Genomic DNA, 25,875 nt, shown 5'->3' on the forward strand with positions numbered 1-25,875 from the left:
TAGCCCCTCACCCTGACCCTCTCCCCCAAGGGGAGAGGGAATGCGACCCCTCGGTCAAGGGCGCGCGGTAGCCAGTCTTGCGATTCCCCTCTCCCCTTGGGGGAGAGGGTCAGGGTGAGGGGGCTACGCCTTCCCTTTGGCCAAGGGATGCTTGGTCAGCACCAGGTTCTTCAACTGATCATCCAGCACATGGGTATAAATCTCGGTCGTGGCCACATCGGCATGGCCCAGCAGGGTCTGGATCACCCGCAGATCGGCCCCGCCTGCCAGCAGATGCGTGGCAAAGGCATGGCGCAGGGTGTGGGGCGTCACCTTGGTCGGGTCTATCCCGGCCAGAACCGAAATATCCTTGAGCATCAGGTGAAAATGCTGCCGCGTCAGGTGCCCCTCGGCCCCCGGCCCGGGGAACAGGGCGCGCGACGGGGGACGGCCTTCTTTGCGGCCGCGGTCTTCGTCGGCGTCGCGGTGGGCCAGCCAGTCGGTCAGCGCCGCCCGCGCCGGGCCGGACAGCGGCACCATGCGTTCCTTGCCGCCCTTGCCGCGCACCAGCACCATGCGTGGATCGCCCCGCGCTGCGGCCACGGGCAGGCCCACCAGTTCGGAAACCCGCATCCCGGTGGCATAAAGCAGTTCCATCAGCGCGCGGTTGCGCAGCCGTTCGCCGGGGTTGCGGCCCTTGGTGCGGGCGGCGTCCAGCAGGCGTTCCACCTCGGATGTTGAAAGCGTTTTGGGCAGGCGCTTGCTGGCTCCGGGGCCGGTGATGCGGATGGCGGGGTTGTCGGCGCGCCAGCCTTCGTCATGGGCAAAGCGGAACAACTGGCGGATCGCCGACAGCCGCCGCGCCCGGGTGGCCTTGGACAGGCCCTGCGCCTCGCACCAGACGATGTAATCTTCCACCCCGTCGCGCGCCACATCGGCAAAGCCCAGCTTGTGCCCAGCCAGCCAGCCCGCGAAATCCTTGAGATCGCGGCCATAGGCAAGGCGGGTGTTGCGGGCGGCGTCAGCCTCGGCGGCCTGCGCCTCGAGGAAAGTGGAAATCCACCGCTCCATCGCGGCGGGGGCGGTCATCCCCGCCGCTCCAGCAGCAGCACTTCCAGTGCGGTGCGCCTGGCAGCATCCTCCAACCCCAGTTTGCGCAACAGGGCGAGGCCCTTGGCTACCTGGGTCGTGTCGCCCTTCAACCCGGTGTCGATCAGGGAAATCGCCATCAGCATCGCCTCTCCCAACCGCTTTTGCGCCAGCAGATCCTCTGCCCCAGCGGGCAGAACCGGATTGGTAAAGGCGGGGGCAAGGGCGCGGGCCATGCTGTCGGGCGCGTTCAGGCCCTTGACCGACCCAGCGGCAACACCCGCCAGAAACAGCGACCGCGCATCCCCCGGCGACAGGGCAGAGGTGGCAAGGCTGCGATAATCGGGCGACAGCAGGCCCATCTCATAGGCGATGCGCGCTGCATCGCCGGTCAGCTTCAGCTTTGACAGCGGCAGGGCATAAAGGTCGGCAAAGGGCACCTCTGCCTCAACATCCGCCATGCGGGCATAGGCCAGCGGCAGGCGCTGTTCGATCGTGCCCAGATCGCCTGCCGTCAGGGCGGTGTCAAAGTTCTGAAACGCCTCGGCCCGGTCCCACACCCCGCCAGAGGCGGCCGGTTTTTTCTGCGTATAAAGGCCCAGCAACTGATTGGCCGGAATCATCCCGGCCCGCGCCAGCCGCTCTGCCGCCTCAAGCTGCGCCTTCCAGCCCGCGCGGGGCCCCAGTTCGGCATGGGCAAAGGCCAGGGGCAGGGTGCTGGTGGACAAAGGCTCGCCAATCGCATCATAGATGCGCCAGACCAGCGGCGTCACCGGCTTGGGCGGGTCTGGAACCGGCTCGCCTTCAAACAGGTCAGGGTCAAGGAACCGCGACAGCAGTTCATCTTCCACCCCCGACACATGGCCAAGGGCTTGGGCCGTGCGCAGGGTCAGGGCCGCCGCACTCCAATCGCCCGACCGGGCAAGGCAAAAGACGCGGGTGGTCAGGGTCAGCGCCAGTTCCGGCGCGCGGGCCAGATCGGTGCAGGCCTGATCTTCGGTTCCGGTCAGCAGGGCCACGTCAAAGGCACGGCGGAACACCTCGGGGTTCTTGACGTGCCCCGCCTCGGCCAGCAGGGCCGCCGCCTGATCCAGCGCGCCCAGTTCCAGCAATTTGTCGATCCGCGCGATCAGCAACTCGCCCCGCCCACCCGCATCGGCAGGCGGAGAGGCCTCGGCGATCAGGATCGTGACCAGCAACCCTTGCAGGGCGGGCAGCCCCTCGATCCGGGTATCCCGGATGGCGGCGGTCACTTCGGCTGTGCGCGCCAGCCCCCACAGATCATGCGGAAACCCGGTGGCGGCGGGGGACAGCAACCCCACGGCATCGGGCGAGGGCCCGCCGATCACCGAAACGGCGACATCCTCTGGCAAGGCACCCTTCTTGGCCACCGCCGGCTCATTCGGGGCGGCGGGGGGGATGACGGTGGCATTGGGGGCGACAACATGGGGCTTGGCCGTCACCGATTGCGACAGCCAGTCGATTGCCGACAGGGGGGCCTCTGCTCGCAGGGGCAGGGCTGTGCTGCAAAGAATCAGGGCAAGCGCCGCTGCTCTAGTCGGCATGAAGTGTCACCGGCTGGCGCACTTCTTGCGAGGCGGGCGTCATGTCTGCCACATAGGAATAGCCAACAAGGCCAAGAAACCCAAGCACCGCAAGCCAGAACAACAGCTTGATCAGTCGCCACATATGCCCGTCCTTCGCCGCATCTGCGGCCTGCCTGTTGCCGCCCGGTTGGGTCCGGGCCGGCGATTGCGGCAGCCGCGCGGGCTGCTTCGCAGTGAATATATATGGCATTCCGTCAGACTTCACGCCATTGAGGGAAAGAAATTGCGCCATCGGCAGGGGGTTGCCTTCGGGGAAGGCGCAAAGGGGGTAAAGGGTGCGGCTGAAGAAGACCGTTGTGATGGTTGGCATGATGGGTGCGGGCAAGACGGCGGTGGGAACAGCCGTTGCGCGATTGCTGGCGGTGCCCTTCCTCGATTCCGACGAAGAAATCGTACGCGCCGCCGACCGCAGCATCGCCGAAATATTTGAGCGCGACGGAGAGCCGTTCTTTCGCGCCCGCGAAACCGAGGTACTGGGCCGCCTGCTGAAAGGCACGCCCTGCATTCTTTCGACCGGCGGCGGCGCGTTTCTGTCGGAAATCAACCGGGGCCTGATTGCCGAATTTGGTGTCTCGGTCTGGTTGCGCGCTGACCTTGATCTGTTGTGGCAACGGGTGCGCCACAAGACCACCCGCCCCCTTTTGCGTACCGAAAACCCGCGCGAAACGCTTCGCACGCTTTACGAGGCGCGACGCCCCTTTTACCAGATGGCGGAAATCGTCGTCGATTCCCTGCCCAGCTATACGGTGGAGGATATGGCGCGGCGGGTCGTGGCGGCGCTTGCCGCGCGGCCAGATGTGCTTGAAGGGGAATAGCATGGCTGTCGAAACGGTTCCGGTCGCGCTGGGAACACGGTCTTACGAGGTGCGGATCGGGCAGGGCCTGATCGACCGCGCCGGGGCCGAGATTGCCTTTCTGCTGAAACGCAAGAAAGCCGCCATCATCACCGATGACACCGTTGCTGCGCAGCATCTGCATGAACTGACGGCGGCGTTGCGGGCAGAAGGCATCGTCAGCACGGCGCTGACCATCCCGCCGGGCGAAAGCTCCAAGGGGTGGCAGCAATATGCCCGTGTGTCGGAATGGCTGCTGGAACAAAAGATCGAGCGGCGCGATATCGTCATCGCCTTTGGCGGCGGGGTGGTGGGCGATCTGGTCGGCTTTGCGGCGGCGACGCTGCGGCGCGGCGTTCGGTTCGTGCAAATTCCCACCACCTTGCTGGCGCAGGTAGACAGTTCGGTCGGCGGCAAGACCGGCATCAACTCTGCCCAAGGCAAGAACCTGATCGGCGCGTTCCATCAGCCCAGCCTTGTGCTGGCCGATATCGATGTGCTGAAAACCCTGCCGCCGCGCGATTTTCTGGCGGGCTATGGCGAGGTGGTGAAATACGGCCTGCTGGGCGATGCCGCGTTTTTCGACTGGCTGGAGGGCAATGCCCCGTCGCTGGCGACCGATGCCGCCAACCGCCAATATGCCGTGCGCCGCAGCGTCGAGATGAAGGCGGGCATCGTCAGCCGGGATGAGACCGAAGAGGGCGAGCGCGCCCTTTTGAACCTGGGCCATACCTTCTGCCACGCGCTGGAAAAGGCCACCGGCTATTCCAGCCGCCTGCTGCATGGCGAGGGTGTCGCCATCGGTTGCGCGCTGGCCTTTGAACTTAGCCAGCGGCTTGGCCTGTGCAGTCAGGAAGCCCCCAGTCGCGTGCGCGCCCATCTGAGGGCGATGGGCATGAAGGTGGACCTTTCGGATATTCAGGGCGATCTGCCGGGGGCCGAGGCTTTGGTGGCGCTGATGGGGCAGGACAAGAAGGTGGTGGATGGCAAGCTGCGGTTCATTCTGGCCCGCGGCATTGGCGAGGCTTTCGTGGCCGACGATGTGCCGCCTGCCTTGGTGACCGAACTTTTGGGCGATGCGCTAAGGTCTAGGTAAAAAACATCTTTCCCAAAACCAAGATCCGGCCCTACGCTTTCCCCAAATAGGGGGAGCCATGACGCAGACCAAGCCGGACCGGCCAGAGATATTGCACGCCGAATGGGGCGACATAACCGCCTCATTGCGCGCGGGCCTGCGCGACTTTGCCACCGCGCCCGCCTATGGCCTGTTTTTCGCAGCGTTTTATGTCGCCGGGGGCTGGCTGGTGACCTGGGCACTGATGGCCAAAGGGCAGTTGTGGTGGACCTTGCCCGCAAGTGCCGGGTTTCCAATTCTGGGGCCCTTTGTCGCTTGTGGTCTTTACGAGGTATCCCGGCGGCTGGAACAAGGGTTGCCCTTGCGCTGGAATGAGATTCTGGGGGTCATCCTGCGGCAGAAAGACCGGCAGATCCCGTCAATGGCGGCGGTGATCGTGATCTTTTTCCTGTTCTGGAACTTTCTGTCCCACATGATCTTTGCGCTGTTTCTGGGCCATGCCACGCTGACCAATGTCACCTCGTCGCTGGCGGTGTTTCTGACGCCCGAGGGACTGACGATGCTGGCCTTCGGCACGGCGGTGGGCGCGGTTTTTGCCGGGGTGTTGTTTGCGATCACCGTGGTCAGCCTGCCGATGCTGATGGACCGCGAGGTCGATTTCGTGACCGCCATGATCACCTCTTTTGGCGTGGTGCGGCAAAGCCCGGTGGTAATGCTGGCTTGGGGCGCAGTGATCGGGGCGCTGCTGTTCGTGGCGATGCTGCCGGGGTTTCTGGGGCTGTTCGCGGTGCTGCCGGTTCTGGGGCACGCAAGCTGGCACGTCTATCGCCGCGTAGTGGCGTGGGAGGAGCCTTCGCAGGGTTGATCACGATCTGGTCATCCGTGGTCAACAAAGCGCGGGGCTTTCGGTGCCGGTGTTGCGACGGGGTGGATGGATCGGCATAGATGGCAGGGCCAGCAGACCTGACCTGTGGCCACTGCCACCGGGTCACTGCCAGCCATCCCATCCCCCCTTTCAGGAGATTGTCATGGACCCTTTTGCCAAACTGGATCGCTATACACCGCAGGCCCTTGGGGCGTTGCGCATCGTATCCGCATTGATTTTCACCGCGCATGGCACGCAAAAGCTGTTTGGTTTTCCCGCAGGTGAAAGGGGGCAGCCAGAGCCTTTCTCGCTCATGGGCCTTGGCGGCGTGATCGAGCTGATCGGCGGTGTCTTGTTGCTGATCGGGCTTTTCAGCCGCCCGGTGGCCTTCATCCTGTCGGGTCAGATGGCGGTTGCCTACTGGATGTTCCATGCGCCCAGCAGCTTTTTCCCGATTCAGAATGGCGGCGATGCGGCCATCCTTTACTGCTTTGTCTTCCTGTTGTTCGTGGTTACAGGTCCAGGGGCCTGGAGCATGGACGCCACGCGCAAACAATCGCAAGTGCGCTAAAGGCAGCGGCCAAACAAAAAAGGCGCCCAACGGGCGCCTTTTACTTATGGGGCAGGCGGATGCTTACGGCTCTTCGCCCGTCACAGCCGCACCGCGTGCGGTTTGGCCTGCTTGGCGGCCGGTGGCCAAGGGGTCGTCCTGACGCTGGACCGAGCCTTCGAAATGGGCACCACTTTCGATGGCGATGGTCTTGTGGATGATGTCGCCTTCGACCTTGGCGGTCGAGGTCAGGCGCACCTTCAGGCCGCGCACCCGGCCAATGACGCGGCCATTGACCACGATGTCGTCGGCCACGATCTCGCCCCGGATGGTGGCGGTTTCGCCCACGGTCAGCAGGTGGGCGCGGATGTCGCCCTCAACCGTGCCTTCGACCTGAATGTCGCCGGTGGTGCGCAGGTTGCCCACCACGGTCAGATCCGCCGACAGCACCGAAACCTGTGCCTTGCCACCCTTGGCGGCAGGGGTCGAAAAGTCCATCGAGGGCTTGGAAGTGGTCATCGGGGCCTCGGGTGCTTTGGGCTTTTCGGTTTCGCCGGGCTTTTGCCCCGGTTCGTTGATGCGGCTTTTAGAAAACATTGGTCGCTGCCTTTATGAAGGTCATCGGATTTACGGCGCGCCCCGAAAGACGCACTTCGTAGTGAAGGTGAGTGCCGGTTGAACGGCCTGAATTGCCCATATCACCGATCCGCTCTCCGCGCGAGACCCTTTGGCCCACCTCCACACGGATCTGTGACAGGTGGCCATAGCGGGTCTCGATGCCAAAGGCGTGCTGGACCTTGATCAGACGGCCATAGCCGTTTTCCCAGCCGGCATAGGTCACCACGCCATCGGCGGTGGTAAAGACCGGCGTGCCGTAGCTGCCCGCCAGATCCTGCCCCTCGTGCATGCGCGCGCCCCGGCCAAAGGGATCGTCGCGCCCGCCAAAGCCTGACGTGAAGCGCACAGCCGATTTGACCGGCATGCCGAACGGCGTCTTGAACGCGGCGATACGGTACATATTCAGTTCGTCCAGCGTTTTCAGCAAGGCATTGGCGCGCAATTCCTCGACCGAAGGGGGCTGGTTCGAGGTGGACAGCACGATCGGCGTCAGCGGCCCGCCTTGCCCGGAATATCCCTTGCGGACCGAGGAAATCAGGTCGTCGGTCGAAAGGCCCGCCGCGCTGAACATCTTGTCCAGCGGTTCGACCGAAATCGTCAGGGCTTCTTCCAGATGTGTAAAGATTGCGTTGGTCCGGGCCTCCATCGCGGCCTTTTCGCCTGCGACCACTTCAACCCGCTCGGCGGCCTTTTTCGCGGCACCAGCCATCAGGTCACGCTCTTGCGCGGCGCTGCCCAACTGATCGCTAAGGAAGGCCACCGTGGCAGCGGTGTCACGGGCGCGGCCCGCCTCGGTCACCGCGCCGCCGTTCGAGGCAAGAACCGCGCGGGCGCGGTCGGCATCGGCGCGGGCGCCGTCACGCTCTTTGATTGTGCGGCGCAGGGTGGACTGGATCACGTCGATCCCGGTCTCCAGTTCTCGCCGCCGGTCTTCCGAGGCCAAGAGCCGCGACTGCATCGCGCTGACCTGCTCCAGCGCGAGGGCAAAGCGGTCTTGCGCGCGGGTCGCCTCGTCCGCGCGGCGGTCGCGGTCATCAGACAGGGCGGACAGGCGCTTTTCATACATCGCCTGCTGGCGCGCGATCTGGTCGCGCGAGGTTCCGGCAGAGATGGAATCGAAAATCAGGATGGCGGTGGCCAGAACGGTCCAGGCCAGCGTCACACCACCCACCACGACCGCAATCGCCTGAGTGCTGGAGCGCAGACGGATGAAACGGGTGTCAGTATCGGATTTCAGGAACAGACGACGTTCGGGAAAATACCGCTCAAGCGTGGTATGTATCCGATAGGCGATGCGGCTTATCACGTCGGGCGGTTCCGATTTTCTGTCAGGTGGCAGCCTCTCCCCAGAGGCGCCCTTTGCTTAAGACGGTGCCCGTGATGTCGCAACATATTTGCAAAGGGCCCCGGCGAAGCCTTGCCGGAACCCTGCCTGATCGGCAGAAAGTTGCCGATCACGGGGCTGTGTCGTCCTTATCCCCATCCACAAGCGGCCAGTAGAAGTCTGGGGGCAACCCGGCCTCGGCGCGTTTCTCTTCGTTGAAGGGTGGTTTCAGCCCGCCGTGAAAGTACGTTCGTACAAGATCGTGGAACACCTCTTTCGGGTCATTGCCCGCGCGCCCGCACAGCCAGTTGAACCATTTGGAGCCATAGGCGACATGGGCCACCTCTTCGGCATAGATCACCTCCAGCGCCGCGACGGTGGCGGTGTCATTCGCCTTGCGAAAGACCTCAATCATGCCGGGCGTCACATCCAGCCCGCGCGCCTCCAGCACCATGGGCACCACGGCAAGACGGCCCATCAGGTCCCCCACGGTATCTTCGGCGGCGCGCCACATGCCGGCATGGGCGGGCAGGGCGCCGTAATGGCTGCCCATCGCCTCCAGACAATCGCAGATCAGGTTGAAATGCTTGGCCTCATCATCGGCGGCCTTCACCCAGTCATCGTAAAAGCCCAAGGGCATCGGGTGGGCGGTAAAGCGGGCGATGATGTCCCAGTGCAGATCGACCGCGTTCAGCTCGATATGAGCAACTGCGTGCAGCAGGGCGGTGCGGCCAAGGGGGCTGCCGGGGCGGCGGCGGGGCACGTCGCGCGGCGGCAGCAGTTCGGGCCGTTCGGGGCGGGCGGGGCGTAACGGGGGCTGCGCCGTGCCGATGGGCAAAGGCGTGCCTGCCGCGCGGGCAGCAAACCATGTGGCCGCATGCCTGCGCCCCAGCGCGGTCTTTTCGCGGCCATCGGCGCGGGTCAGCACCTGCACGGCCATTTCGGCAAGGCTGGTCATGCCTTGCCTGCGAGGGCGCGCACCGCTGCCAGCACCTCTTCGGCATGGTCTGCAACCTTGACCTTGTTCCACACCTGCGCCACCCGGCCCGTGCTGTCGATCAGCAGCGTCGTGCGCTCGATCCCCATATAGGTCTTGCCATACATGCTTTTCTCGACCCACAGGCCATAGTCTTCGCAGACCGTGCCCTGTTCATCCGAGGCGAGGATGACGCGCAGGTCATGCTTTTTGCAAAAGTTGTCGTGCTTTTTCACGCTGTCTTTGGAAATGCCGATGACCGCCGCGCCAAGGGCGGCAAACTGTTCGATGCGGGCAGAAAAATCCTGCCCTTCCAGCGTACAGGCGGGGGTGTTGTCCTTGGGGTAGAAGTACAGCACCACGATGCCCGGTCGCAGAGCTGACAGGCGAACCGTGCCGCCGCCGTTGCGCGGCAGGGTGAAATCGGGGGCTTCAGTTCCGGTCGTGATCATGGGCGGCTCCTTGCTGCGGGCTGTTGCACCCTTGGCGATCTAGTTGCCTTCCGGCAAATATGAAGGCAAGCCCGCACCGAAGGGTTACAGGCAAGGACAGGCAGGCATGACGGCGGCGCAAGACAAGGGCGAGGAGGGGGGGGACCCACCGGAACGCCCGGTATCGCCCCGTCCGCGCAAGCGCCACCGTACCGGCCTTGGGCTGCGCATTTTTCTGGTATTGCTGGCCTTTCTGGTTGTGGTCGCAGGCTATGGCCTGACCGGACGGCCCATCCGGCTGCCGGTCTGGGCAGTGGCAGAGGTCGAATCGCGGCTGAATGCCATGGTCGGGCCGGTGATGCCCGACAGTTCGGTTGCCATTGGCGGGATGGAGGTGGCAGTCGATGATGACTGGGTGCCACGCATCCGGCTGGACGATCTGCGCCTGCTCAAGCCGGATGGGGCGGCGTTGCTGGCGCTGCCGGAATTGCGGATGTCGCTGGACCCGGCGGCTTTGCTGCGTGGGCGGTTGCAGCCGCAAAGCCTGCTGCTGTCGGGCGCGCGCATTTCTGTGCGCCGCGATGCGCAGGGCCAGTATGACTTTGCCTTTGGTGGCGGCGGAGCGGTGCCGCAGATCACCAGCTTTGCCCAGTTGTTCGACCTTGCCGACAAGGCGATGGCCCAGCCCGCCGCCGCCAGCCTGAAATCGGTTGAGGCCGAGGCCCTGACCCTGCGGCTGACCGATGACCGCACGGGCCGGGTGTGGGAACTGGGTGATGGCCGCATGACGGTTGAAAACCGCCCCGATGCGCTGGCCGCCGAGTTGGGCGTCACCGCCAGCGGGGCAGAGGGCGTGGCCGGGCGCGCCACGCTGACGCTTGTCACGCAAAAGAAATCGGACGAGGCCCGGCTGGAGGCCCGGTTTGATGGTATTTCCGCCCCCGATCTGGCTTCGCTCGCGCCAGTTCTGGCGCCGCTTGGAGCGCTGGATGCACCGATTTCGGGTCGGCTGGCTACCACTCTGCGCTCGGCCGGTCTGTCAGCGCTGGAGGGAGAGCTTAACATCGGCGCGGGGGCCTTGCGCCCGACACCCGCCGCGCAGCCAGTTCTGTTCACCGATGCGCGGATCGTGCTGCATCTTGATCCCGACCACGGCAGGCTGGTTATGGACGATCTGGCGGTGGATGGCCCGGCGCTGAAGTTGCAGGCCGACGGGCAGACCTATTTGCTGGATGCGGCCGGGCAGAGGATGCTGGGGCCTTTGGGGGCCATGCTGCCCGAAACCTTTCTGACCCAGATCCGCTTTCGTGATGTGAAGATCGACCCTGAGGGACTGTTTCAGGAACCCGCCCAGTTCAGCGCCGGCGCACTGGACCTGCGGCTGCGCGTCAACCCGTTTCGGGTCGAGGTCGGGCAACTGGCCCTGGCCGAGGATGACCGCCGCCTTTTGGCGCGCGGGGTTGCCAGTGCCGATGCGCAAGGCTGGACGGCCTCGTTCGATCTTAGCCTGAACAAGATTGCCCATGACAAGCTGGTGGCTTTGTGGCCGGTGCGGCTGGTGCCGAAAACCCGCGAATGGGTGCAGAAAAACATTCTGCAAGGCAAGCTGTTCGACGTGAAGGCCGCGCTGCGCATTCTGCCGGGGCAGGAACCGCGCCTGCATCTGGGTTACAGCTTTGAAAACGCCGATGTGCGGTTCGTGCCCAGCCTGCCGCCGATCCGCGAGGGGTATGGTTATGCCACGATTGAAGGCAAGACCAACACCATCGTGCTGTCACGCGGCAAGGTGACGCCACCCCTTGGCGGCGACATCGACATGGCCGGATCGGTCTTTATGGTGCCCGATATCACCCAGAAACCGGCACAAGCGGAGATACGGCTCAAGGCGCGGTCCAGCCTGACGGCGGCGCTGTCGCTGCTGGATCAGCCGCCGTTCCAGTTCCTGACCAAAGCCGACAAGCCGGTTGATCTGGGCGAGGGCGAGGCGCAGTTGCAGGCGGTGCTGCATTTGCCCCTGAAGCCCAAGGTTTTGGTTCAGGATGTGACCTATCAGGTGACGGCGCAAGTCAGCCACTTTCGCTCCGATGTTCTGGTGCCGGGGCGTGTGATTACGGCCGATGCCATGCAGGTTCAGGCCGACAGGAGCGGTCTTACAATCAGCGGGCCGGGGCTGATCGGCGGTGTGCCCTTTGATGCCACCTATCATCAGGGCTTTGCCCCGGAGGAGCGCGGCAAGGCGCGGATCGAAGGCACCGTCGCGCTGTCGCAGGGGGCCGCGGACGAATTTGGCCTTGGCTTGCCCGATGGCACGGTTTCGGGAACCGGGCGGGCGAATGTGGCGATTGATCTGCAAAAGAACCAGCCGGGCAAGCTGCGCCTGACCTCGAACCTTGCGGGTATCACCCTGCGGCTGCCCGATGTCGGCTGGACCAAACCCGCCGCCACGGCGGGACGGCTGGAGGCTGATGTGACGCTGGGGGCCACGCCCGGGGTGGAGCGTCTGGTTTTGGATGCCGCCAGCCTGAAGGCCGAAGGCGCGGTCAGCATGAAACCCGGGGGCGGACTGGACAAGGCCAGCTTTCCCAAAGTGTCGCTGGCGGGCTGGTTGAACGGTGCGGTCACCATCACCGGGCGCGGCAAGGGGCGGCCTGTGGGGTTGGCGATGACCTCTGGCACGGTTGATCTGCGCAAGCTGCCGCCCGCCTCGGCGCGCAAGGGGTCGGGGCAGGGCGGCGGGCCGCTTTCGCTGTCGCTGGACCGGCTGGTGGTGGCGCAGTCGATCACGCTGACCGGGTTTCGTGGGGATTTTTCACTGGCTGGCGGGATCAACGGCGATTTCCGGGCCGCGGTCAACGGCGGGGCGGCGGTGGCGGGCAATATCCTGCCCGCACCTTATGGCACCTCGGTGCGGCTGGTGTCCGAGGATGCCGGGGCCGTCATGCGCGATGCGGGCATCTTTCAAAGCGCCCATGGCGGCAAGCTGAGCTTGGTTCTGGTGCCGCGCAAATCCGGCGGGGCCTATGACGGCAAGGCGCGGATCACCGGGGTCCGGGTGCGCAACGCCAATGTGCTGGCCGAACTGCTGAACGCGATCAGCGTGGTGGGGTTGCTGGAGCAGCTCGACGGATCCGGCCTTGTCTTTGCCGAGGTGGATGGCGACCTGATCCTGACGCCCAATGCGGTGCAGATCACGCGCGGGTCGGCGATTGGCGCGTCACTTGGGGTGTCGATGGCCGGGGTCTATCAAAGCGGTTCGGGGCTGGTCGATATGCAGGGCGTCATCTCACCGATCTACATGCTGAACGGGATCGGCGCGCTGCTGTCAAAGCGCGGCGAGGGGGTCTTTGGCTTCAACTACAGCTTGAAGGGCACGGCGACGGACCCGCAGGTCTCGGTCAATCCGCTGTCGATCCTGACGCCGGGCATGTTCCGCGAGATCTTTCGCCAACCGCCGCCCGTGGTGGGGGAAAGCAAGGAATGAAACTGTCCGATTTTGATTTTGACCTGCCGGACGAGTTGATCGCCACGCGCCCCGCCAAACCGCGAACCTCCGCACGGCTTTTGCTGTCCGATGGGGATTCCATCCGCGACCTGCATGTAAGCGATCTGATCGACATTTTTCGCCCCGGCGACCGGCTGGTGCTGAACAACACCCGAGTCATTCCGGCGCGCCTTTTTGGCCAACGTCAGCGGGGCGAGGCGGTCGCCAAGGTCGAAATCACCCTGCTGGAACCCGCCACAAACGGCTGGCGCGCGCTGGCCAAGCCGTTGCGCAAGGTACTGGTGGGCGAAGTGATCCGCTTTTCTGACGAGTTGTCCGCCACCGTGGCTGAGAAATCGGAAACCGACTTGCGGCTGACCTTCAACCTGACCGGCCCCGATTTTGACGTCGCTCTGAATGCCGCCGGGGCCATGCCGCTGCCGCCCTATATCGCCGCCAAACGCCCGGCGGACGCGCAGGACAAGGATGACTATCAAACGGTCTTTGCCCGCCATGCCGGGGCCGTCGCCGCCCCCACGGCCAGCCTGCATTTCGATGCGGCGCTGTTGCAGGCCTTGGCCGACAAGGGAATAGCCTTCACCGAAGTCACCCTGCATGTCGGCGCAGGCACCTTTTTGCCCGTGAAGGTCGAGGATGTGACCACCCACCGGATGCACGCCGAATGGGGTGAGGTGACGCCACAGGCCGCCGCCGAGATCGCCGCCACCAAGGCCGCTGGCGGCAGGGTTATTCCGGTGGGCACCACCGCGCTGCGCCTGATCGAAACCGCCGCCCGTTCTGGCCAGATCGAACCATGGGTGGGGCCGACCGACATTTTCATCTACCCCGGCTTCCGGTTTCATGTAACCGACGCCTTGATGACCAATTTCCACCTGCCGAAATCGACGCTGCTGATGCTGGTGTCGGCGCTGATAGGCAAGGACCGGATGGACCGGATCTATGCCCATGCGATTGCGCAGGGCTATCGGTTCTTTTCCTATGGCGATGCCTCGCTGCTGATCCCCTGACGGCGCGCCTCTGGCCAAGGCCGGGGGGCCGTCTGCCCCCCGGCCCCCCCGAGGATATTTATGAACAGATGATCTGGGCTTAGGGCTTTCTTAACCTTGAACTTTCAGACTGGACTGACCGTACAGGGAGGGATCCCGATGGCGGCAACAGGTGATGATTCCCTGCCTCGTTGGTTCGGGGCAGGGCGTCACCTTTGGTCATCATCTGTTCATAAATATCCCGGGGTCCGGGGCGGCGCCCCGGTGCCGACCGGCGCCAATGGGCGCTGCATTCCGCCACTGGTCGCAATCGGGCTGCGCGGCGATGCCGGGCGTGGTAGGTTCATGGGCGACTGTAAGGGAAGTGCACGATGCTGAAGGTTCTGGCCCAATCCTGGCCCCTGTTGTTGGGGGTTATGCTGTTGATGGTGGGCAACGGGGTTCAGGGCTCTTTGCTGGGCATTCGCGGTGGGTTGGAAGGGTTTTCGACCTTTGAGCTGTCGGTGATCATGTCATCGTATTTCGTCGGCTTTCTGGGCGGGTCGCGGCTGACGCCGGGGTTGATCCGCCGGGTGGGGCATGTGCGGGTGTTTTCCGCTATGGGGTCGCTGATCTCGGCGGTGCTGGTGCTTTATCCCTTGGTGGTGGATGTCTGGGCCTGGTCGGGGTTCCGGCTGCTGATCGGGTTTTGCTTTTCGGGCATCTATGTCACCGCCGAAAGCTGGCTGAACAACACCGCCACCAATGAGACCCGGGGCCAGACCCTGTCAGCCTATATGATCGTGCAGATGATCGGCATCATCGCCAGCCAGGGTCTGCTGGCGCAGGGCGACCCGTCGGGGTTTGCGCTGTTCATCATTCCTTCGGTTCTGGTGTCATTGGCGTTCATGCCGGTTCTTTTGGCCGACACGCCCGCGCCGACCTTTGACGAGACGCGGGGGATGAGTTTTCGTCGGCTGTTCATCGTCTCGCCCCTTGGCTGTGTGGGAATGCTGCTGACGGGCGGCGTCTATGCGGCGATGTTCGGCATGGCTTCGGTCTGGGGGGCGATGCGGGGGCTGACGATCGGGCAAATCGCGGCCTTTGGTGCGGCGCTTTATGTCGGCGGGCTGGTGCTGCAATATCCGGTGGGCTGGCTGTCGGACCGGATGGATCGGCGGATGCTGATCCTGTGGCTGTCGGCTGCGGGGGCGGTGCTGATGGCGGCTTCGGCGGCGGTGACACTGCCATTCACGCTGGTTTTGGGCGTGGCGCTGCTGCTGGGGGGCATTATCAACCCCCTCTATTCGCTGCTGATCGCCACCACGAACGACCATCTGACCAAAGATCAGATGCCAGCAGCCTCTTCCGGTCTGATCTTTCTGAACGGATTTGGCGCGATTTTCGGCCCGCTGGTTGCAGGTTGGCTGATGCAGCGTGTCGGTCCGGCGGGGTATTTCCTGCTGCTGGCGATTTTGTTCGCCCTGCTGGCCGGCTATGCCGCATGGCGCTTGTCGCGCCGCCGTTCGCCCAAGGCGCAGGGGCGCTATTCAGGCCTGTCGCCAACGGCCTCCTCGCTGGCGGTCGAGGCGGTGCTGGACAAAGAATGATCGCGGGGTGATTGCGGCCCAGCCCTGAACCTGCCACGTTAGCGGAAACAGGAGGGCGGCAGATGGCAGACCCGGTTGAGGTGCTGGATTTCTGGCTGGGCGAGGTTGGCCCGGACGGCTGGTATGCCGGCGGCGAGGTGCTGGACGGCGAATGCCGCGCGCGCTTTGCCGACATCTGGCAGGCCGCGCGCGAAGGCGGGCTGGAGCATTGGGTCGATGGCCCGGCAGGTACGCTGGCCTATCTGGTGATCTGCGATCAGCTTGCGCGCAATATTCACCGGGGCACCGCTGATGCCTTTGCGACCGATCCGTTGGCACTGGCCGCCGCGCGCAAGGCGGTAGAGGCTGGCTGGGACATGGACGCCCCGGAGCCGGAGCGCCAATTCTTCTATATGCCGTTCGAGCATTCGGAAAACCCGGCAGATCAGGCGCTTGCCGTGCGACTGATGGAGGAGCGTCTGGCCTCTGATCCCGAAATGGCGCTGCATGCCCGCGCCCATCAGGCGGTGATTGCCCGGTTCGGCCGGTTTCCGTCGCGCAACGCGGCGCTGGGGCGCATCTCGACCGCAGAGGAGGAGGAGTGGCTGGCCAAGGGGGGCTATGCGGCAGAGGTCCGCGCTCTTCAGGATAGCCATGCACAGGGCGCATAGAGGCAGGGCGCCATGTTTGTTGTTTCGTTGAACCAGATAGTTTAAGGCCAAACTATCTTTAAACGCCCACTGTTTTCTTAGGGAGGAGACGATGGCAGGCCAAAGTTTTGACGTGATCGTGGTGGGCGCTGGCCCGGGCGGTTATGTGGCGGCGATCCGTGCGGCCCAGTTGGGCCAGAAGGTTGCGATCATCGAGCGCGAGAATTTGGGCGGCATCTGCCTGAACTGGGGCTGTATCCCGACCAAGGCCCTGCTGCGCAGCGCCGAGGTGTTCCATCTGATGCACCGCGCCAAGGAATTCGGGCTGAAGGTCGAAGGCGCGTCCTTTGATCTGGATGCCGTGGTCGCCCGCAGCCGCGGTGTGGCCAAGCAATTGTCGGGCGGCATTGGCCACCTGATGAAAAAGAACAAGATCACAGTGTTCATGGGGGCGGCAACGCTGCCCAAGGTGGGCGTTGTCAGCGTCAAATCCGACAAGGGCACCGAGGAGCTGACCGCCAAGTCGATCATCCTTGCCACAGGTGCGCGGGCGCGCGAATTGCCGGGGCTGGAGGCGGACGGCGATCTGGTCTGGACCTACCGGCATGCGCTGCAACCCAAACGGATGCCGAAAAAGCTGCTGGTCATCGGTTCGGGCGCGATTGGCATCGAATTTGCCAGCTTCTTCAACACTCTGGGCGCAGATACGACCGTGGTTGAGGTGATGGACCGCGTTCTGCCGGTGGAGGATGCCGAGATCAGCACCTTTGCCAAGAAGGCCTTTGTCAAACAGGGTATGAAGATTCTGGAAAAGACCACGGTCAAAAAACTGGATCGCAGCCCCGGCAAGGTCGTGGCCCATCTGGAAGATGCCAAAGGCACCACGACGCAGGAATTTGATACGGTGATTTCGGCTGTCGGCATCATTGGCAACGTGGAAAACCTTGGGCTGGAGGCTTTGGGCGTCAAGATCGACCGCACCCATGTGGTGACGGATGAATTCTGCCGCACCGGCGTGCCGGGCCTTTATGCCATTGGCGACATTGCCGGCGCGCCGTGGCTGGCGCACAAGGCCAGCCATGAAGGCGCGATGGTGGCCGAGCTGATCGCGGGCGGTCATCCGCATCCGATCAAGCCGAACAGCATCGCCGGTTGCACCTATTGCCACCCGCAGGTCGCAAGCGTGGGCTTGACCGAAGCCAAGGCCAAAGAGGCGGGCTATACGGTCAAGGTCGGTCGTTTCCCCTTTATCGGCAACGGCAAGGCGATTGCGCTGGGTGAGGCGGAAGGCATGATCAAGACGATCTTCGATGCCAAGACCGGAGAGATGCTGGGCGCCCATATGGTGGGGGCCGAGGTGACCGAGCTTATTCAAGGCTATGTCGTCGGGCGGTCGCTGGAAACCACCGAGGAAGACCTGATGAACACGGTTTTCCCGCATCCCACGCTGTCGGAAATGATGCACGAGGCTGTTCTGGACGCCTATGGTCGCGCGCTGCATATCTAAGATGTGCTGGTTAGGCTAACCAAAGGGGGCTTCGGCCCCCTTTTGCATATCAGAGGTGTTATGCGCACGGCTTTCACCATTTTTGCCATCTGGGCGGCGGGCCTTGGGGCGGCGGCGCAATTCGGCAAGATGTCGGTGGCGTTCGACGTGCTGGGGCGGGCCTATGCGGGCCATGCCGGGGTGGGAATTGGCTTGATGGTGTCGATTGTCGGCATTGTCGGGCTGATCTTTGGCACGACGGCGGGCTTGCTGGTGGCACGGGTGGGCGCGCGGCGGGCGATGCTGGTGGCGCTGTGTCTTGGGGCGGCGGTCAGTCTGGTGCAATCGGTCTTTCCGCCTTTTCCGGTGATGATGTTCAGCCGCGTGCTGGAGGGGGCCTCTCATCTGGCGATTGTGGTCGTGGGGCCGGTGGCGATTGCGGCGGCGGCCCCACCCGCACGGCAGGCGGCGGCGATGACGCTGTGGTCCAGCTTTTTCGGGCTGACCTATGCGGTGCTGTTCTGGTTGGGGCCGGGGTTGATTGCGGCGGCGGGGCCGGGCGCCTTGTTTCAGGCCCATGCGGCATGGATGCTGGCTTGCGCCGGGGTGCTGGCGGTGCTGATGCCCGTGCCGCCCGCGCGGGTGCCTGTGGCGGGCAAGGGGGTGCTGGCCGAACATCTGGCAATCTATGCCTCGCCCTTTGTGGCGGCCCCGGCGACGGGATTTATTTGCTATACAATCACTTACGTTGCGGTTCTAACGCTGCTGCCCGGTCTGGCAAGCCCCGGCTGGGGCGGGTTCATCGGGGTGGCGATGCCCTTGGTTTCCATTGGCGTGTCGCTGACGCTGGGGGTGTGGCTGCTGGGGCGGATGCCTGCGGTCCGGCTGGTGCAGGCTGGCTTTGCGCTGGCCGCGCTGGCGGCGCTGGGGTTATGGGCCACCTGGGGGCGAGGGGCTGCCGAGGCGTGCTTTGCCCTTGCCGTGGGGGCGGCCCTGGGCATCGTGCAGGGGGCCAGTTTCGCCTCGATCCCGCAACTGAACCCGGTGGCAGAGGACCGCGCCCGCGCTGCCGGAGCCATTGCGCAATTGGGCAATCTGGGCACCACCACGGGCACGCCGCTGCTGGCTTGGTTGGTGTCGCAGGCCGGCGCGTCCGGCCTTGCGCTGTTCGTGCTGGTATTTTCAGGCTTGGGTATAGCAGTTCATGCGGTGCAGGCCCGTCGCCGCGCTAGCGTGTAACGGGGCCGCCTGCTGCGCACCAATCGCCAAAACCGCCGATGTTATGCGCCTCATATCCCAGACCGCGCAGAACCTCGACCGCACGACCTGCCCGACCGCCCATGGCGCAAAACACTGCCACCGGCTTTGCCGGATCAAGTCGCGCATCGTGATCGGGCGCCTTCGGATCAGCCTTCAGCGGCACCAGCGCCAGCGGGATATGCACCGCCCCCGCAGCCGTGCCAGAGCCTTGAAGCTCTGCCATCTCGCGGCAATCAAGCAGGGTCATCTGGCCCGCCGCAGCCTTGGTAATGGCCTCGGCACAGGTCAGCGGCGGGGTGGCCTTGGCGAACGGGTTGAACATGGGGTGATCCTTTGGATTGGGTTGGCAGGAATATATTCGTGAAATTGAATTTGTGAAGCCCACCCGCCAAAAAACTGCGCAACGGGATGTTTGTTCACTCTTGGTTCACATTTTGTGGTTGGAGACTCGGGCATTTCACCCTACATCTGGCCTTCGTGTCGGGGGTGACCATGGAACAGAAGTTCATCGAGGTGCGCGGCGCGCGCGAACATAACCTGAAGAATGTCGATGTGGACATTCCGCGCGACAAGCTGACGGTGATCACCGGGCTGTCGGGATCGGGCAAATCGTCGCTGGCGTTTGACACGATCTATGCCGAGGGGCAGCGCCGTTATGTTGAAAGCCTGTCGGCCTATGCCCGGCAGTTTCTGGACATGGCGGGCAAGCCCGATGTGGACCATATCAGCGGCCTGTCGCCTGCGATTTCGATTGAGCAAAAGACCACCTCAAAAAACCCCCGGTCCACCGTTGGCACGGTGACCGAGATTTATGACTATCTTCGCCTGCTGTTCGCCCGCGTTGGCACGCCCTATTCGCCCGCCACCGGCCTGGCGATCACCGCGATGCAGGTGCAGGATATGGTCGATGCCGTGATGGCGATGGCAGAGGGGACGCGCGCCTATCTGCTGGCCCCGATCGTGCGTGACCGCAAAGGCGAATACCGCAAGGAATTTCTGGAGCTGAGGAAGCAGGGCTTTCAGCGCGTCAAGGTCAACGGCACCTTCCACGATCTGGAAGACCCGCCCACGCTGGACAAGAAATTCCGCCACAACATCGATGTGGTGGTGGACCGGATCGTGGTGCGCGAAGGGCTGGAGACGCGGCTGGCCGACAGCTTCCGCACCGCGCTGAACCTCGCCGACGGGATTGCGATTATCGAGACGGCCCCGAATGAAGGGGAAGGCGAGAGGATCACCTATTCCGAAAACTTCGCCTGCCCGGTGTCGGGCTTTACCATCCCGGAAATCGAACCGCGCCTGTTTTCGTTCAACGCCCCCTTTGGTGCCTGCCCGGCCTGCGACGGGCTGGGGGTGGAACTGTTCTTTGATGAACGGCTGGTCGTGCCTGACCAGAACCTGTCGATCACCCAAGGGGCCATAGCACCTTGGGCCAAATCGAAATCGCCCTATTTCACCCAGACGGTCGAGGCGCTGGCCAAGCATTACGGGTTCGACCGCAAGACCAAGTGGAAAGACCTGCCGGACAAGGTGAAAGACCTGTTCCTTTATGGGTCAAAGGGCGAAGAGATCGAGTTCCGCTATGACGAGGGCGGGCGCATCTATCAGGTGTCCCGCGTGTTCGAAGGCGTCATCCCCAACATGGAACGCCGCTACCGCGAGACCGACTCGGCTTGGTCCCGCGAGGAGATGGAGCGCTATCAGAACAACCGCGCCTGCCATACCTGCAACGGCTATCGCCTGAAACCTGAGGCGCTGGCGGTGAAAATTGCCGGGCTGCATGTGGGGCAGGTGGTGCAGATGTCGATCCGCGAAAGCCATGACTGGATCGGGCAGGTGCCCGCCAGCCTTGGCCCGCAAAAGAATGAGATTGCCAGGGCCATCCTGAAGGAAATCCGCGAACGTCTTGGATTCCTTGTGAATGTCGGCCTTGATTACCTGACGATGAGCCGGAATGCGGGCACCCTGTCGGGCGGCGAAAGCCAGCGCATCCGGCTGGCCAGCCAGATCGGATCGGGCCTGACAGGGGTGCTCTATGTGCTGGACGAACCCAGCATCGGCCTGCACCAGCGCGACAATGACCGCCTGCTGACCACGCTGAAAAACCTGCGCGATCAGGGCAATACGGTGCTTGTGGTCGAACATGACGAGGATGCGATCCGCGAGGCGGACTATGTGCTGGATATCGGCCCCGGTGCGGGTGTGCATGGCGGCCAGATCATCTCGCGCGGAACGCCCGCCGAGATTGCCGCCGATCCGGCCAGCATCACCGGGCAATATCTGTCCGGTTCGCGCGAGATTGCTGTGCCGAAAGAGCGGCGGACTGGCAGCGGCAAGAAGCTGACCGTGGTCAAGGCCACCGGCAACAACCTGAAAGGGGTGACGGCCGATTTTCCGCTTGGCAAGTTTGTCTGCGTCACCGGCGTTTCGGGGGGCGGCAAATCGACCCTGACGATTGAAACCCTGTTCAAGACCGCCGCTACGCGCCTGAACGGCGCGCATGAAACCCCTGCGCCGTGCGAGACGATCAAGGGGTTCGAACACCTCGACAAGGTGATCGACATTGACCAGCGCGCCATTGGGCGCACCCCGCGATCAAACCCCGCCACCTATACCGGCGCCTTCGGGCCGATACGCGACTGGTTCGCCGGTCTGCCGGAAGCAAAAGCCCGCGGCTATCAGCCCGGCCGGTTCAGCTTCAACGTCAAGGGTGGGCGGTGCGAGGCCTGTCAGGGCGATGGCGTCATCAAGATCGAGATGCACTTTCTGCCCGATGTCTATGTGACCTGCGAGACCTGCAAGGGCCACCGCTATAACCGTGAAACCTTGGAAATCAAGTTCAAGAACAAAAGCATCGCCGACGTTCTTGAGCTGACCTGTGAAGACGCGCGCGAGTTCTTTCAGGCGGTTCCGGCGATCCGCGACAAGATGGATGCTTTATGCGAGGTCGGCCTTGGCTACATCAAGGTCGGCCAACAGGCCACCACGCTGTCAGGGGGCGAGGCACAGCGCGTGAAGCTGTCGAAGGAACTCAGCCGCCGCGCCACGGGGCGGACGCTCTATATCCTCGATGAGCCGACCACCGGCCTGCATTTCGAGGATGTGCGCAAACTGCTGGAGGTACTGCACGCGCTGGTCGATCAGGGCAACACCGTCGTGGTGATCGAGCATAACCTTGACGTGATCAAGACTGCCGACTGGATCATCGACATCGGGCCAGAGGGCGGCGATGGCGGCGGCGAGATCGTCGCCACCGGCACGCCGGAACAGGTTGCCAGGGCCGAGCGCAGCCATACCGGGCGCTATCTGAAAGACATGCTGAAGCCGCGCCGTGTTGCGGCGGAATAGCGCCTTTCGCGGCGTCTTGGCATTGTGTAGGGCTGGGGCATGACGCTGCTGGCCGTTCACAACCTGTCCATCGCGCGCGGCACCGTTCCGGTGCTGGAGGGCGTCAGCCTGTCGCTGGCCGCCGGGCGGGCGATGGTGCTGCGCGGGCCGAACGGTATCGGCAAGACCACGCTGCTGCGCTGCATCGCGGGGCTGCAACCGGCGCTGGAGGGCGTGATCGAGGCGGCACCCGATGCCATCGCCTATGCCGCCCATGCCGACGGCATCAAGGCCACGCTGACGGTCGCCGAGAATCTGGAATTCTGGGCCGCGATCTTTGGCACCAAGGGTATCGACCATGCCCTAGATGCGATGAACCTGCGTGACCTGCGTGACCGGCGCGGGGCGAACCTGTCGGCGGGGCAAAAGCGGCGTCTGGGGCTGGCGCGGATGCTGGTGGCGGGGCGGCCGGTCTGGGCTATGGATGAGCCGACGGTGTCGCTGGATGCAGCCTCGGTCGCGCTGTTCGCAGCGGCGGTCTTGGGGCATCTGGCGCAGGGCGGGGCGGCGCTGATCGCCACCCATATCGATCTTGGACTGCAAGCGCAGGTGCTGGACCTGACGCCCTATCGCGCGAAGGCGCCGCAGGACGGCGGGCGCAGGGGTGCGTTTGATGAGGCCTTCACATGATCGCCCTGTTGCTGCGCGATATCCGGCTGGCCGTGCGCGCGGGCGGCGGGTTTGGCTTTGGGCTGGCGTTTTTTCTGCTGGTCACCGTGATGGTGCCTTTTGGCGTCGGCCCGGAACCTGCCACGCTGGCGAAAATCGCGCCCGGCATCCTGTGGGTCGGCGCGCTGCTGTCGTGCCTGCTGTCGCTGGACCGTATCTTCGCGCTGGATTTCGAAGATGGCTCGCTGGACCTGCTGGCCACAGCCCCCATCCCGCTGGAAGGGGTGGTGGCGATCAAGGCGCTGGCGCATTGGCTGGTGACGGGGTTGCCGCTGGTGCTGGTTTCGCCCGTGCTGGGGGTGCTGATGAACCTGCCCGGCCCCGGCTATGGCTGGCTGGTCGCCTCGTTGCTGGCAGGAACGCCCGCGCTGTCGGTGATCGGGGCTTTCGGCGCGGCGCTGACCGTGGGGTTGAAGCGGGGTGGGTTGCTGCTAAGCCTGCTGGTGCTGCCGATGTATGTGCCGACCCTGATCTTTGGGGCCGAGGTTGTGAAGCGTGGCGCGATGGGGCTTGCAACCGGAACGCCGATGGCGCTTCTTGCCGGGATCACGGCGGGGGCGGTGGCGCTGCTGCCGTTTGCGGCGGCTGCGGCAATCCGCGTCAACCTGCGCTAGGGGCTTCGTGCTAGGATAGGCCATGTCGATCTGGGAATATGCCAACCCCAAAAAGTTCATGCAGACGACCGAGGTGATCCTGCCTTGGGTCGCCGTTCTGGCGGTTTTGTGCCTTGTGACCGGCCTTGTCTGGGGGTTTTTCTTCACGCCCGATGCTGACCGCTTTGGCTCTACCGTCAAGATCATCTACCTGCATGTGCCGGCGGCGATGATGGCCACCTCGGCCTGGGCGATGATGCTGGTCACATCGCTGATCTGGCTGATCCGGCGGCATCATGTGTCGGCGCTGTCGGCTAAGGCCGCTGCGCCGGTGGGGCTTTGCTTTACCGTCATCGGGCTGGTGACAGGGGCGATCTGGGGGCAGCCGATGTGGGGCACCTGGTGGGCATGGGACCCGCGGTTGACCGCGTTTCTGATATTGGCGTTGTTCTATCTGGGTTATATCGCCCTGTGGTCGGCGGTGGATGACCCCGACACGGCGGCCGATCTGACCAGCGTTCTGTGCATCGTGGGGTCGGTATTTGCCTTCCTGTCACGCTATGCGGTGCTGTTCTGGAACCAAGGGCTGCATCAGGGGGCGAGCCTGTCGCTGGACAAGAAGGAAAACGTGTCGGACGTGTACTGGATACCGCTGCTGGTCTGCATCGCGGGGTTTGTCCTGTTGTTCATCACGCTGGTTTTCCTGCGCACCCGGACCGAGATTCGCGCCCGGCGGTTGGCGGCGCTGTTGGCGCGAGAGAGGCTGGCATGATGCCCGATCTGGGGAAATATGCGGGCGCGGTGCTGTGGTCCTATGCGGCGACCATCGCCGTGATCGTGGCGCTGGTCGCGGTCAGCCTGTGGCGCGGCGCACAAGTCAAACGCGCGCTGCGCGAGGTTGAGGAACGGCAGGGCAAGAATGGCTAAGTGGTTGATGGCAATTCCGCCGGTGTTGTTTCTGGCGCTGGCGGGCATGTTCTGGGCCGGAATGCAGCGCGAGAACGCTGGGCAGTTGCCTTCGGTTTTCGTGGGCAAGGTGGCACCGCCGCTGGGCGCGGAAACCTTGCCCGGCCTGCCCGGCGTGACGAATGCCGACCTGACGCAAGGCAAGCTGACCGTGGTGAACTTCTGGGCCAGCTGGTGTCCGCCCTGCCGCGCCGAACACCCGACCCTGATCGCGCTGCGCGATGAGGGCGTGCGGGTGGTCGGCGTCAACATGCTGGACCGCGCCGATGATGCGCTGGGGTTCCTGAACGAACACGGCAATCCCTTTGCGGCAGTGGTGTTCGATCCGCGCGGCAAGACACGGTTGGACTGGGGGGTCACCGCGCCGCCCGAAACCTTCATCCTGCGGCCCGATGGCACGGTGGCCTATCGCTTCATCGGCCCGATGGTGGGCGATGACTATCAGCAGCGGTTTCGGCCAGAGCTGGAAAAGGCTCGCGCGGCGAACTAGACCGTCGTCAGGCCATCGCGGCCAATACTGGAAACAGCATCAGCAGCACCAGAATCTCGCCCCAAGGCAGGGTCAGTGGCAGAGACGGGCGATGGGCGGGCTGATCGAAATCGGCCTGCGACAGCAGGGGCGGAAAGCGGTTGGGCATGATAATCTCCGGCAGGGGTGATCCGGGTGGGTTGTCCCTTTGTTCTGCCAGTGATTCTTGAACAGGCCCTTAATTCGTTGACGTTTTCTCCAAGGCCTCGATTTCCTGCGCCACCAGCTTTTGCAGCCGCCACAGGCTTCGGTCGTGAATGCCATGTGCTTCCAGCGCGGCAACTGTATGCAGCACATATTCCGAATTCGGCCCGACATAGCCGCAAGCCCGCGCGATCAGCGCCGCCGTTTGCCCCTGTGTCAGTCCCCGCCGCAGGTGCAGGGCCAAAGGTGGGGCGTAAAAGGTCAGCGCAGTCAGCTGGCCTTCTGCCGTTTCCACAACCAGCCAGCGGCGAGAGGGCAGCAGCTCCAGATAGGGCGTTTCGCGGGTGATCAGGGCGATCAGGGCGGCGCGTTCCTCTCCCGCTGCCACCTGTAACGCCAACCCCCGGCAGTGGCCGCCGGGCATCAGCGCCATCATCAGGCCCGGCGCCTCCGGTGTGCCGCGCCAGCTTGTCAGTCCGATGGTAAAGGCGCGGTGCCAGCCAGGCGCGTCGCAGGGCAGGGTGCGGACAGGGGTGAACTCTGGCTTCCAGATCAGCGAGCCATAGGCGAACACCCAAAGGGGGCCGGCGGGCCGTTCGGCCAGCAGCACATCGGCGGCCTCGGCAATGGCGGTATCGTCCAGCCGGGTCCAGCCGCGCAGGTCGGCGGAGTCGGGATCAAACACCACCTCGCGCCGCGTTCGGGCGACATGGGCTTCGGTCAGGGTCATGCGGCGCTGCGGCATGGGCGGAATTGGCCACGGGGTTGCGGCAGCGTCAAGCCAAATG

General features: G+C 64.2%; 26 protein-coding genes. 16 read left to right on the forward strand and 10 right to left on the reverse strand.

Features of this window, described 5'->3' with window-relative positions:
- Nucleotides 1-123: 123 nt before the first annotated feature.
- Genes JI744_RS07270 through JI744_RS19220 form a run of 3 tightly spaced genes read right to left on the reverse strand, consistent with a single transcriptional unit; the run spans nucleotide 124 to nucleotide 2,757 of the window.
- The gene (locus tag JI744_RS07270; protein ID WP_202659029.1) at nucleotides 124-1,068 is read right to left on the reverse strand and encodes a site-specific tyrosine recombinase XerD; all 945 of its coding nucleotides are present in this window, start codon (nucleotides 1,066-1,068) and stop codon (nucleotides 124-126) included.
- Nucleotides 1,065-2,633 carry a hypothetical protein gene (locus tag JI744_RS07275; protein ID WP_202659030.1) on the reverse strand — a complete coding sequence of 523 codons (1,569 nt, stop codon included), beginning with the start codon at nucleotides 2,631-2,633 and terminating at the stop codon, nucleotides 1,065-1,067. Before JI744_RS07275 ends, JI744_RS07270 begins: the two co-directional genes overlap by 4 nt.
- Complete coding sequence (locus JI744_RS19220; protein WP_268885777.1) at nucleotides 2,623-2,757, reverse strand: hypothetical protein; 135 nt, start codon at nucleotides 2,755-2,757, stop codon at nucleotides 2,623-2,625. Before JI744_RS19220 ends, JI744_RS07275 begins: the two co-directional genes overlap by 11 nt.
- 193 nt (nucleotides 2,758-2,950) lie before the next feature.
- On the opposite strand from JI744_RS19220, the gene JI744_RS07280 reads away from it, so the two are divergent.
- From JI744_RS07280 to JI744_RS07295, 4 genes are all read left to right on the forward strand, one after another.
- The gene (locus JI744_RS07280; RefSeq protein WP_328757006.1) at nucleotides 2,951-3,490 is read left to right on the forward strand and encodes a shikimate kinase; all 540 of its coding nucleotides are present in this window, start codon (nucleotides 2,951-2,953) and stop codon (nucleotides 3,488-3,490) included.
- Nucleotide 3,491: 1 nt separating this feature from the next.
- On the forward strand, nucleotides 3,492-4,604 hold the full coding sequence (aroB, locus tag JI744_RS07285; protein WP_202659031.1) for a 3-dehydroquinate synthase: 1,113 nt from the start codon (nucleotides 3,492-3,494) through the stop codon (nucleotides 4,602-4,604).
- Between the two features lie 58 nt (nucleotides 4,605-4,662).
- Nucleotides 4,663-5,448, forward strand: coding sequence for a DUF2189 domain-containing protein (locus JI744_RS07290; RefSeq protein WP_202659032.1), 786 nt, complete (start codon nucleotides 4,663-4,665; stop codon nucleotides 5,446-5,448).
- A gap of 163 nt (nucleotides 5,449-5,611) precedes the next feature.
- Nucleotides 5,612-6,019 carry a DoxX family protein gene (locus tag JI744_RS07295; RefSeq protein WP_202659033.1) on the forward strand — a complete coding sequence of 136 codons (408 nt, stop codon included), beginning with the start codon at nucleotides 5,612-5,614 and terminating at the stop codon, nucleotides 6,017-6,019.
- A 63-nt stretch (nucleotides 6,020-6,082) separates the two neighbouring features.
- Here the strand turns inward: JI744_RS07295 and JI744_RS07300 are convergent, their stop codons facing one another.
- The 4 genes from JI744_RS07300 to JI744_RS07315 all read right to left on the reverse strand — a co-directional run bounded on the left by JI744_RS07300 (nucleotide 6,083) and on the right by JI744_RS07315 (nucleotide 9,368).
- Nucleotides 6,083-6,595: a bactofilin family protein gene (locus JI744_RS07300; protein WP_202659034.1), complete on the reverse strand. Its 513-nt coding sequence runs from the start codon at nucleotides 6,593-6,595 to the stop codon at nucleotides 6,083-6,085.
- Complete coding sequence (locus JI744_RS07305; RefSeq protein WP_202659035.1) at nucleotides 6,585-7,922, reverse strand: DUF5930 domain-containing protein; 1,338 nt, start codon at nucleotides 7,920-7,922, stop codon at nucleotides 6,585-6,587. The genes JI744_RS07300 and JI744_RS07305 overlap by 11 nt, the downstream gene beginning before the upstream one ends.
- Nucleotides 7,923-8,070: 148 nt before the next feature.
- Nucleotides 8,071-8,898, reverse strand: a complete 828-nt coding sequence (locus tag JI744_RS07310; protein ID WP_202659036.1) for a ferritin-like domain-containing protein — start codon at nucleotides 8,896-8,898, stop codon at nucleotides 8,071-8,073.
- The gene (locus tag JI744_RS07315; protein ID WP_202659037.1) at nucleotides 8,895-9,368 is read right to left on the reverse strand and encodes a peroxiredoxin; all 474 of its coding nucleotides are present in this window, start codon (nucleotides 9,366-9,368) and stop codon (nucleotides 8,895-8,897) included. The genes JI744_RS07310 and JI744_RS07315 overlap by 4 nt, the downstream gene beginning before the upstream one ends.
- 106 nt (nucleotides 9,369-9,474) lie before the next feature.
- On the opposite strand from JI744_RS07315, the gene JI744_RS07320 reads away from it, so the two are divergent.
- From JI744_RS07320 to JI744_RS07345, 6 genes are all read left to right on the forward strand, one after another.
- Nucleotides 9,475-12,828, forward strand: coding sequence for a YhdP family protein (locus tag JI744_RS07320; RefSeq protein ID WP_202659038.1), 3,354 nt, complete (start codon nucleotides 9,475-9,477; stop codon nucleotides 12,826-12,828).
- A complete protein-coding gene (gene queA / locus JI744_RS07325) occupies nucleotides 12,825-13,856 on the forward strand; it encodes a tRNA preQ1(34) S-adenosylmethionine ribosyltransferase-isomerase QueA (protein ID WP_202659039.1) in 1,032 nt (343 codons plus the stop codon). The genes JI744_RS07320 and queA overlap by 4 nt, the downstream gene beginning before the upstream one ends.
- Before the next feature lie 350 nt (nucleotides 13,857-14,206).
- A complete protein-coding gene (locus JI744_RS07330) occupies nucleotides 14,207-15,424 on the forward strand; it encodes an MFS transporter (protein ID WP_202659040.1) in 1,218 nt (405 codons plus the stop codon).
- Nucleotides 15,425-15,486: 62 nt separating this feature from the next.
- On the forward strand, nucleotides 15,487-16,074 hold the full coding sequence (locus JI744_RS07335; RefSeq protein WP_202659041.1) for a DUF924 family protein: 588 nt from the start codon (nucleotides 15,487-15,489) through the stop codon (nucleotides 16,072-16,074).
- Between the two features lie 91 nt (nucleotides 16,075-16,165).
- Entirely contained in the window at nucleotides 16,166-17,560 is a 1,395-nt protein-coding gene (lpdA, locus tag JI744_RS07340) for a dihydrolipoyl dehydrogenase (RefSeq protein WP_202659042.1), read from the forward strand.
- Between the two features lie 60 nt (nucleotides 17,561-17,620).
- A complete protein-coding gene (locus JI744_RS07345; RefSeq protein WP_202659043.1) occupies nucleotides 17,621-18,778 on the forward strand; it encodes an MFS transporter in 1,158 nt (385 codons plus the stop codon).
- Here JI744_RS07345 and JI744_RS07350 read toward each other — a convergent pair.
- On the reverse strand, nucleotides 18,768-19,121 hold the full coding sequence (locus tag JI744_RS07350; RefSeq protein WP_202659044.1) for a rhodanese-like domain-containing protein: 354 nt from the start codon (nucleotides 19,119-19,121) through the stop codon (nucleotides 18,768-18,770). The two genes, JI744_RS07345 and JI744_RS07350, sit on opposite strands and share 11 nt — an antisense overlap.
- A 170-nt stretch (nucleotides 19,122-19,291) precedes the next feature.
- On the opposite strand from JI744_RS07350, the gene uvrA reads away from it, so the two are divergent.
- From uvrA to JI744_RS07380, 6 genes are read left to right on the forward strand one after another with little or no spacing between them, the layout of a single operon-like run.
- Nucleotides 19,292-22,147, forward strand: coding sequence for an excinuclease ABC subunit UvrA (gene uvrA, locus JI744_RS07355; RefSeq protein ID WP_202659045.1), 2,856 nt, complete (start codon nucleotides 19,292-19,294; stop codon nucleotides 22,145-22,147).
- Nucleotides 22,148-22,186: 39 nt separating this feature from the next.
- On the forward strand, nucleotides 22,187-22,816 hold the full coding sequence (gene ccmA, locus JI744_RS07360; RefSeq protein WP_202659046.1) for a heme ABC exporter ATP-binding protein CcmA: 630 nt from the start codon (nucleotides 22,187-22,189) through the stop codon (nucleotides 22,814-22,816).
- The gene (ccmB, locus tag JI744_RS07365) at nucleotides 22,813-23,469 is read left to right on the forward strand and encodes a heme exporter protein CcmB (protein WP_202659047.1); all 657 of its coding nucleotides are present in this window, start codon (nucleotides 22,813-22,815) and stop codon (nucleotides 23,467-23,469) included. Before ccmA ends, ccmB begins: the two co-directional genes overlap by 4 nt.
- Before the next feature lie 22 nt (nucleotides 23,470-23,491).
- On the forward strand, nucleotides 23,492-24,220 hold the full coding sequence (locus JI744_RS07370; RefSeq protein WP_202659048.1) for a heme ABC transporter permease: 729 nt from the start codon (nucleotides 23,492-23,494) through the stop codon (nucleotides 24,218-24,220).
- Nucleotides 24,217-24,375: a heme exporter protein CcmD gene (gene ccmD / locus JI744_RS07375; RefSeq protein ID WP_202659049.1), complete on the forward strand. Its 159-nt coding sequence runs from the start codon at nucleotides 24,217-24,219 to the stop codon at nucleotides 24,373-24,375. Before JI744_RS07370 ends, ccmD begins: the two co-directional genes overlap by 4 nt.
- A 7-nt stretch (nucleotides 24,376-24,382) precedes the next feature.
- A complete protein-coding gene (locus JI744_RS07380; protein ID WP_202659050.1) occupies nucleotides 24,383-24,904 on the forward strand; it encodes a DsbE family thiol:disulfide interchange protein in 522 nt (173 codons plus the stop codon).
- Nucleotides 24,905-24,911: 7 nt separating this feature from the next.
- Here the strand turns inward: JI744_RS07380 and JI744_RS07385 are convergent, their stop codons facing one another.
- Both JI744_RS07385 and JI744_RS07390 read right to left on the reverse strand, forming a co-directional pair.
- A complete protein-coding gene (locus JI744_RS07385) occupies nucleotides 24,912-25,052 on the reverse strand; it encodes a hypothetical protein (protein ID WP_202659051.1) in 141 nt (46 codons plus the stop codon).
- A 69-nt stretch (nucleotides 25,053-25,121) separates the two neighbouring features.
- Nucleotides 25,122-25,832: a gamma-glutamylcyclotransferase gene (locus JI744_RS07390; protein ID WP_202659052.1), complete on the reverse strand. Its 711-nt coding sequence runs from the start codon at nucleotides 25,830-25,832 to the stop codon at nucleotides 25,122-25,124.
- Nucleotides 25,833-25,875: the final 43 nt, after the last annotated feature.

The sequence above is a fragment of the Fuscibacter oryzae genome (genome assembly GCF_016765795.1).
Taxonomy (GTDB): domain Bacteria; phylum Pseudomonadota; class Alphaproteobacteria; order Rhodobacterales; family Rhodobacteraceae; genus Fuscibacter; species Fuscibacter oryzae.

What these genes read in the sequence shown, in the direction of transcription:
- JI744_RS07270 (WP_202659029.1), bottom strand. Translation starts at nt 1,068, where the DNA reads ATGACCGCCCCCGCCGCGATGGAGCGGTGGATTTCCACTTTCCTCGAG.
- JI744_RS07275 (WP_202659030.1), bottom strand. Translation starts at nt 2,633, where the DNA reads ATGCCGACTAGAGCAGCGGCGCTTGCCCTGATTCTTTGCAGCACAGCC.
- JI744_RS19220 (WP_268885777.1), bottom strand. Translation starts at nt 2,757, where the DNA reads ATGTGGCGACTGATCAAGCTGTTGTTCTGGCTTGCGGTGCTTGGGTTT.
- aroB (WP_202659031.1), top strand. Translation starts at nt 3,492, where the DNA reads ATGGCTGTCGAAACGGTTCCGGTCGCGCTGGGAACACGGTCTTACGAG.
- JI744_RS07290 (WP_202659032.1), top strand. Translation starts at nt 4,663, where the DNA reads ATGACGCAGACCAAGCCGGACCGGCCAGAGATATTGCACGCCGAATGG.
- JI744_RS07295 (WP_202659033.1), top strand. Translation starts at nt 5,612, where the DNA reads ATGGACCCTTTTGCCAAACTGGATCGCTATACACCGCAGGCCCTTGGG.
- JI744_RS07300 (WP_202659034.1), bottom strand. Translation starts at nt 6,595, where the DNA reads ATGTTTTCTAAAAGCCGCATCAACGAACCGGGGCAAAAGCCCGGCGAA.
- JI744_RS07310 (WP_202659036.1), bottom strand. Translation starts at nt 8,898, where the DNA reads ATGACCAGCCTTGCCGAAATGGCCGTGCAGGTGCTGACCCGCGCCGAT.
- JI744_RS07315 (WP_202659037.1), bottom strand. Translation starts at nt 9,368, where the DNA reads ATGATCACGACCGGAACTGAAGCCCCCGATTTCACCCTGCCGCGCAAC.
- JI744_RS07320 (WP_202659038.1), top strand. Translation starts at nt 9,475, where the DNA reads ATGACGGCGGCGCAAGACAAGGGCGAGGAGGGGGGGGACCCACCGGAA.
- queA (WP_202659039.1), top strand. Translation starts at nt 12,825, where the DNA reads ATGAAACTGTCCGATTTTGATTTTGACCTGCCGGACGAGTTGATCGCC.
- JI744_RS07330 (WP_202659040.1), top strand. Translation starts at nt 14,207, where the DNA reads ATGCTGAAGGTTCTGGCCCAATCCTGGCCCCTGTTGTTGGGGGTTATG.
- JI744_RS07335 (WP_202659041.1), top strand. Translation starts at nt 15,487, where the DNA reads ATGGCAGACCCGGTTGAGGTGCTGGATTTCTGGCTGGGCGAGGTTGGC.
- lpdA (WP_202659042.1), top strand. Translation starts at nt 16,166, where the DNA reads ATGGCAGGCCAAAGTTTTGACGTGATCGTGGTGGGCGCTGGCCCGGGC.
- JI744_RS07345 (WP_202659043.1), top strand. Translation starts at nt 17,621, where the DNA reads ATGCGCACGGCTTTCACCATTTTTGCCATCTGGGCGGCGGGCCTTGGG.
- JI744_RS07350 (WP_202659044.1), bottom strand. Translation starts at nt 19,121, where the DNA reads ATGTTCAACCCGTTCGCCAAGGCCACCCCGCCGCTGACCTGTGCCGAG.
- uvrA (WP_202659045.1), top strand. Translation starts at nt 19,292, where the DNA reads ATGGAACAGAAGTTCATCGAGGTGCGCGGCGCGCGCGAACATAACCTG.
- ccmA (WP_202659046.1), top strand. Translation starts at nt 22,187, where the DNA reads ATGACGCTGCTGGCCGTTCACAACCTGTCCATCGCGCGCGGCACCGTT.
- ccmB (WP_202659047.1), top strand. Translation starts at nt 22,813, where the DNA reads ATGATCGCCCTGTTGCTGCGCGATATCCGGCTGGCCGTGCGCGCGGGC.
- JI744_RS07370 (WP_202659048.1), top strand. Translation starts at nt 23,492, where the DNA reads ATGTCGATCTGGGAATATGCCAACCCCAAAAAGTTCATGCAGACGACC.
- ccmD (WP_202659049.1), top strand. Translation starts at nt 24,217, where the DNA reads ATGATGCCCGATCTGGGGAAATATGCGGGCGCGGTGCTGTGGTCCTAT.
- JI744_RS07380 (WP_202659050.1), top strand. Translation starts at nt 24,383, where the DNA reads ATGGCAATTCCGCCGGTGTTGTTTCTGGCGCTGGCGGGCATGTTCTGG.
- JI744_RS07385 (WP_202659051.1), bottom strand. Translation starts at nt 25,052, where the DNA reads ATGCCCAACCGCTTTCCGCCCCTGCTGTCGCAGGCCGATTTCGATCAG.
- JI744_RS07390 (WP_202659052.1), bottom strand. Translation starts at nt 25,832, where the DNA reads ATGCCGCAGCGCCGCATGACCCTGACCGAAGCCCATGTCGCCCGAACG.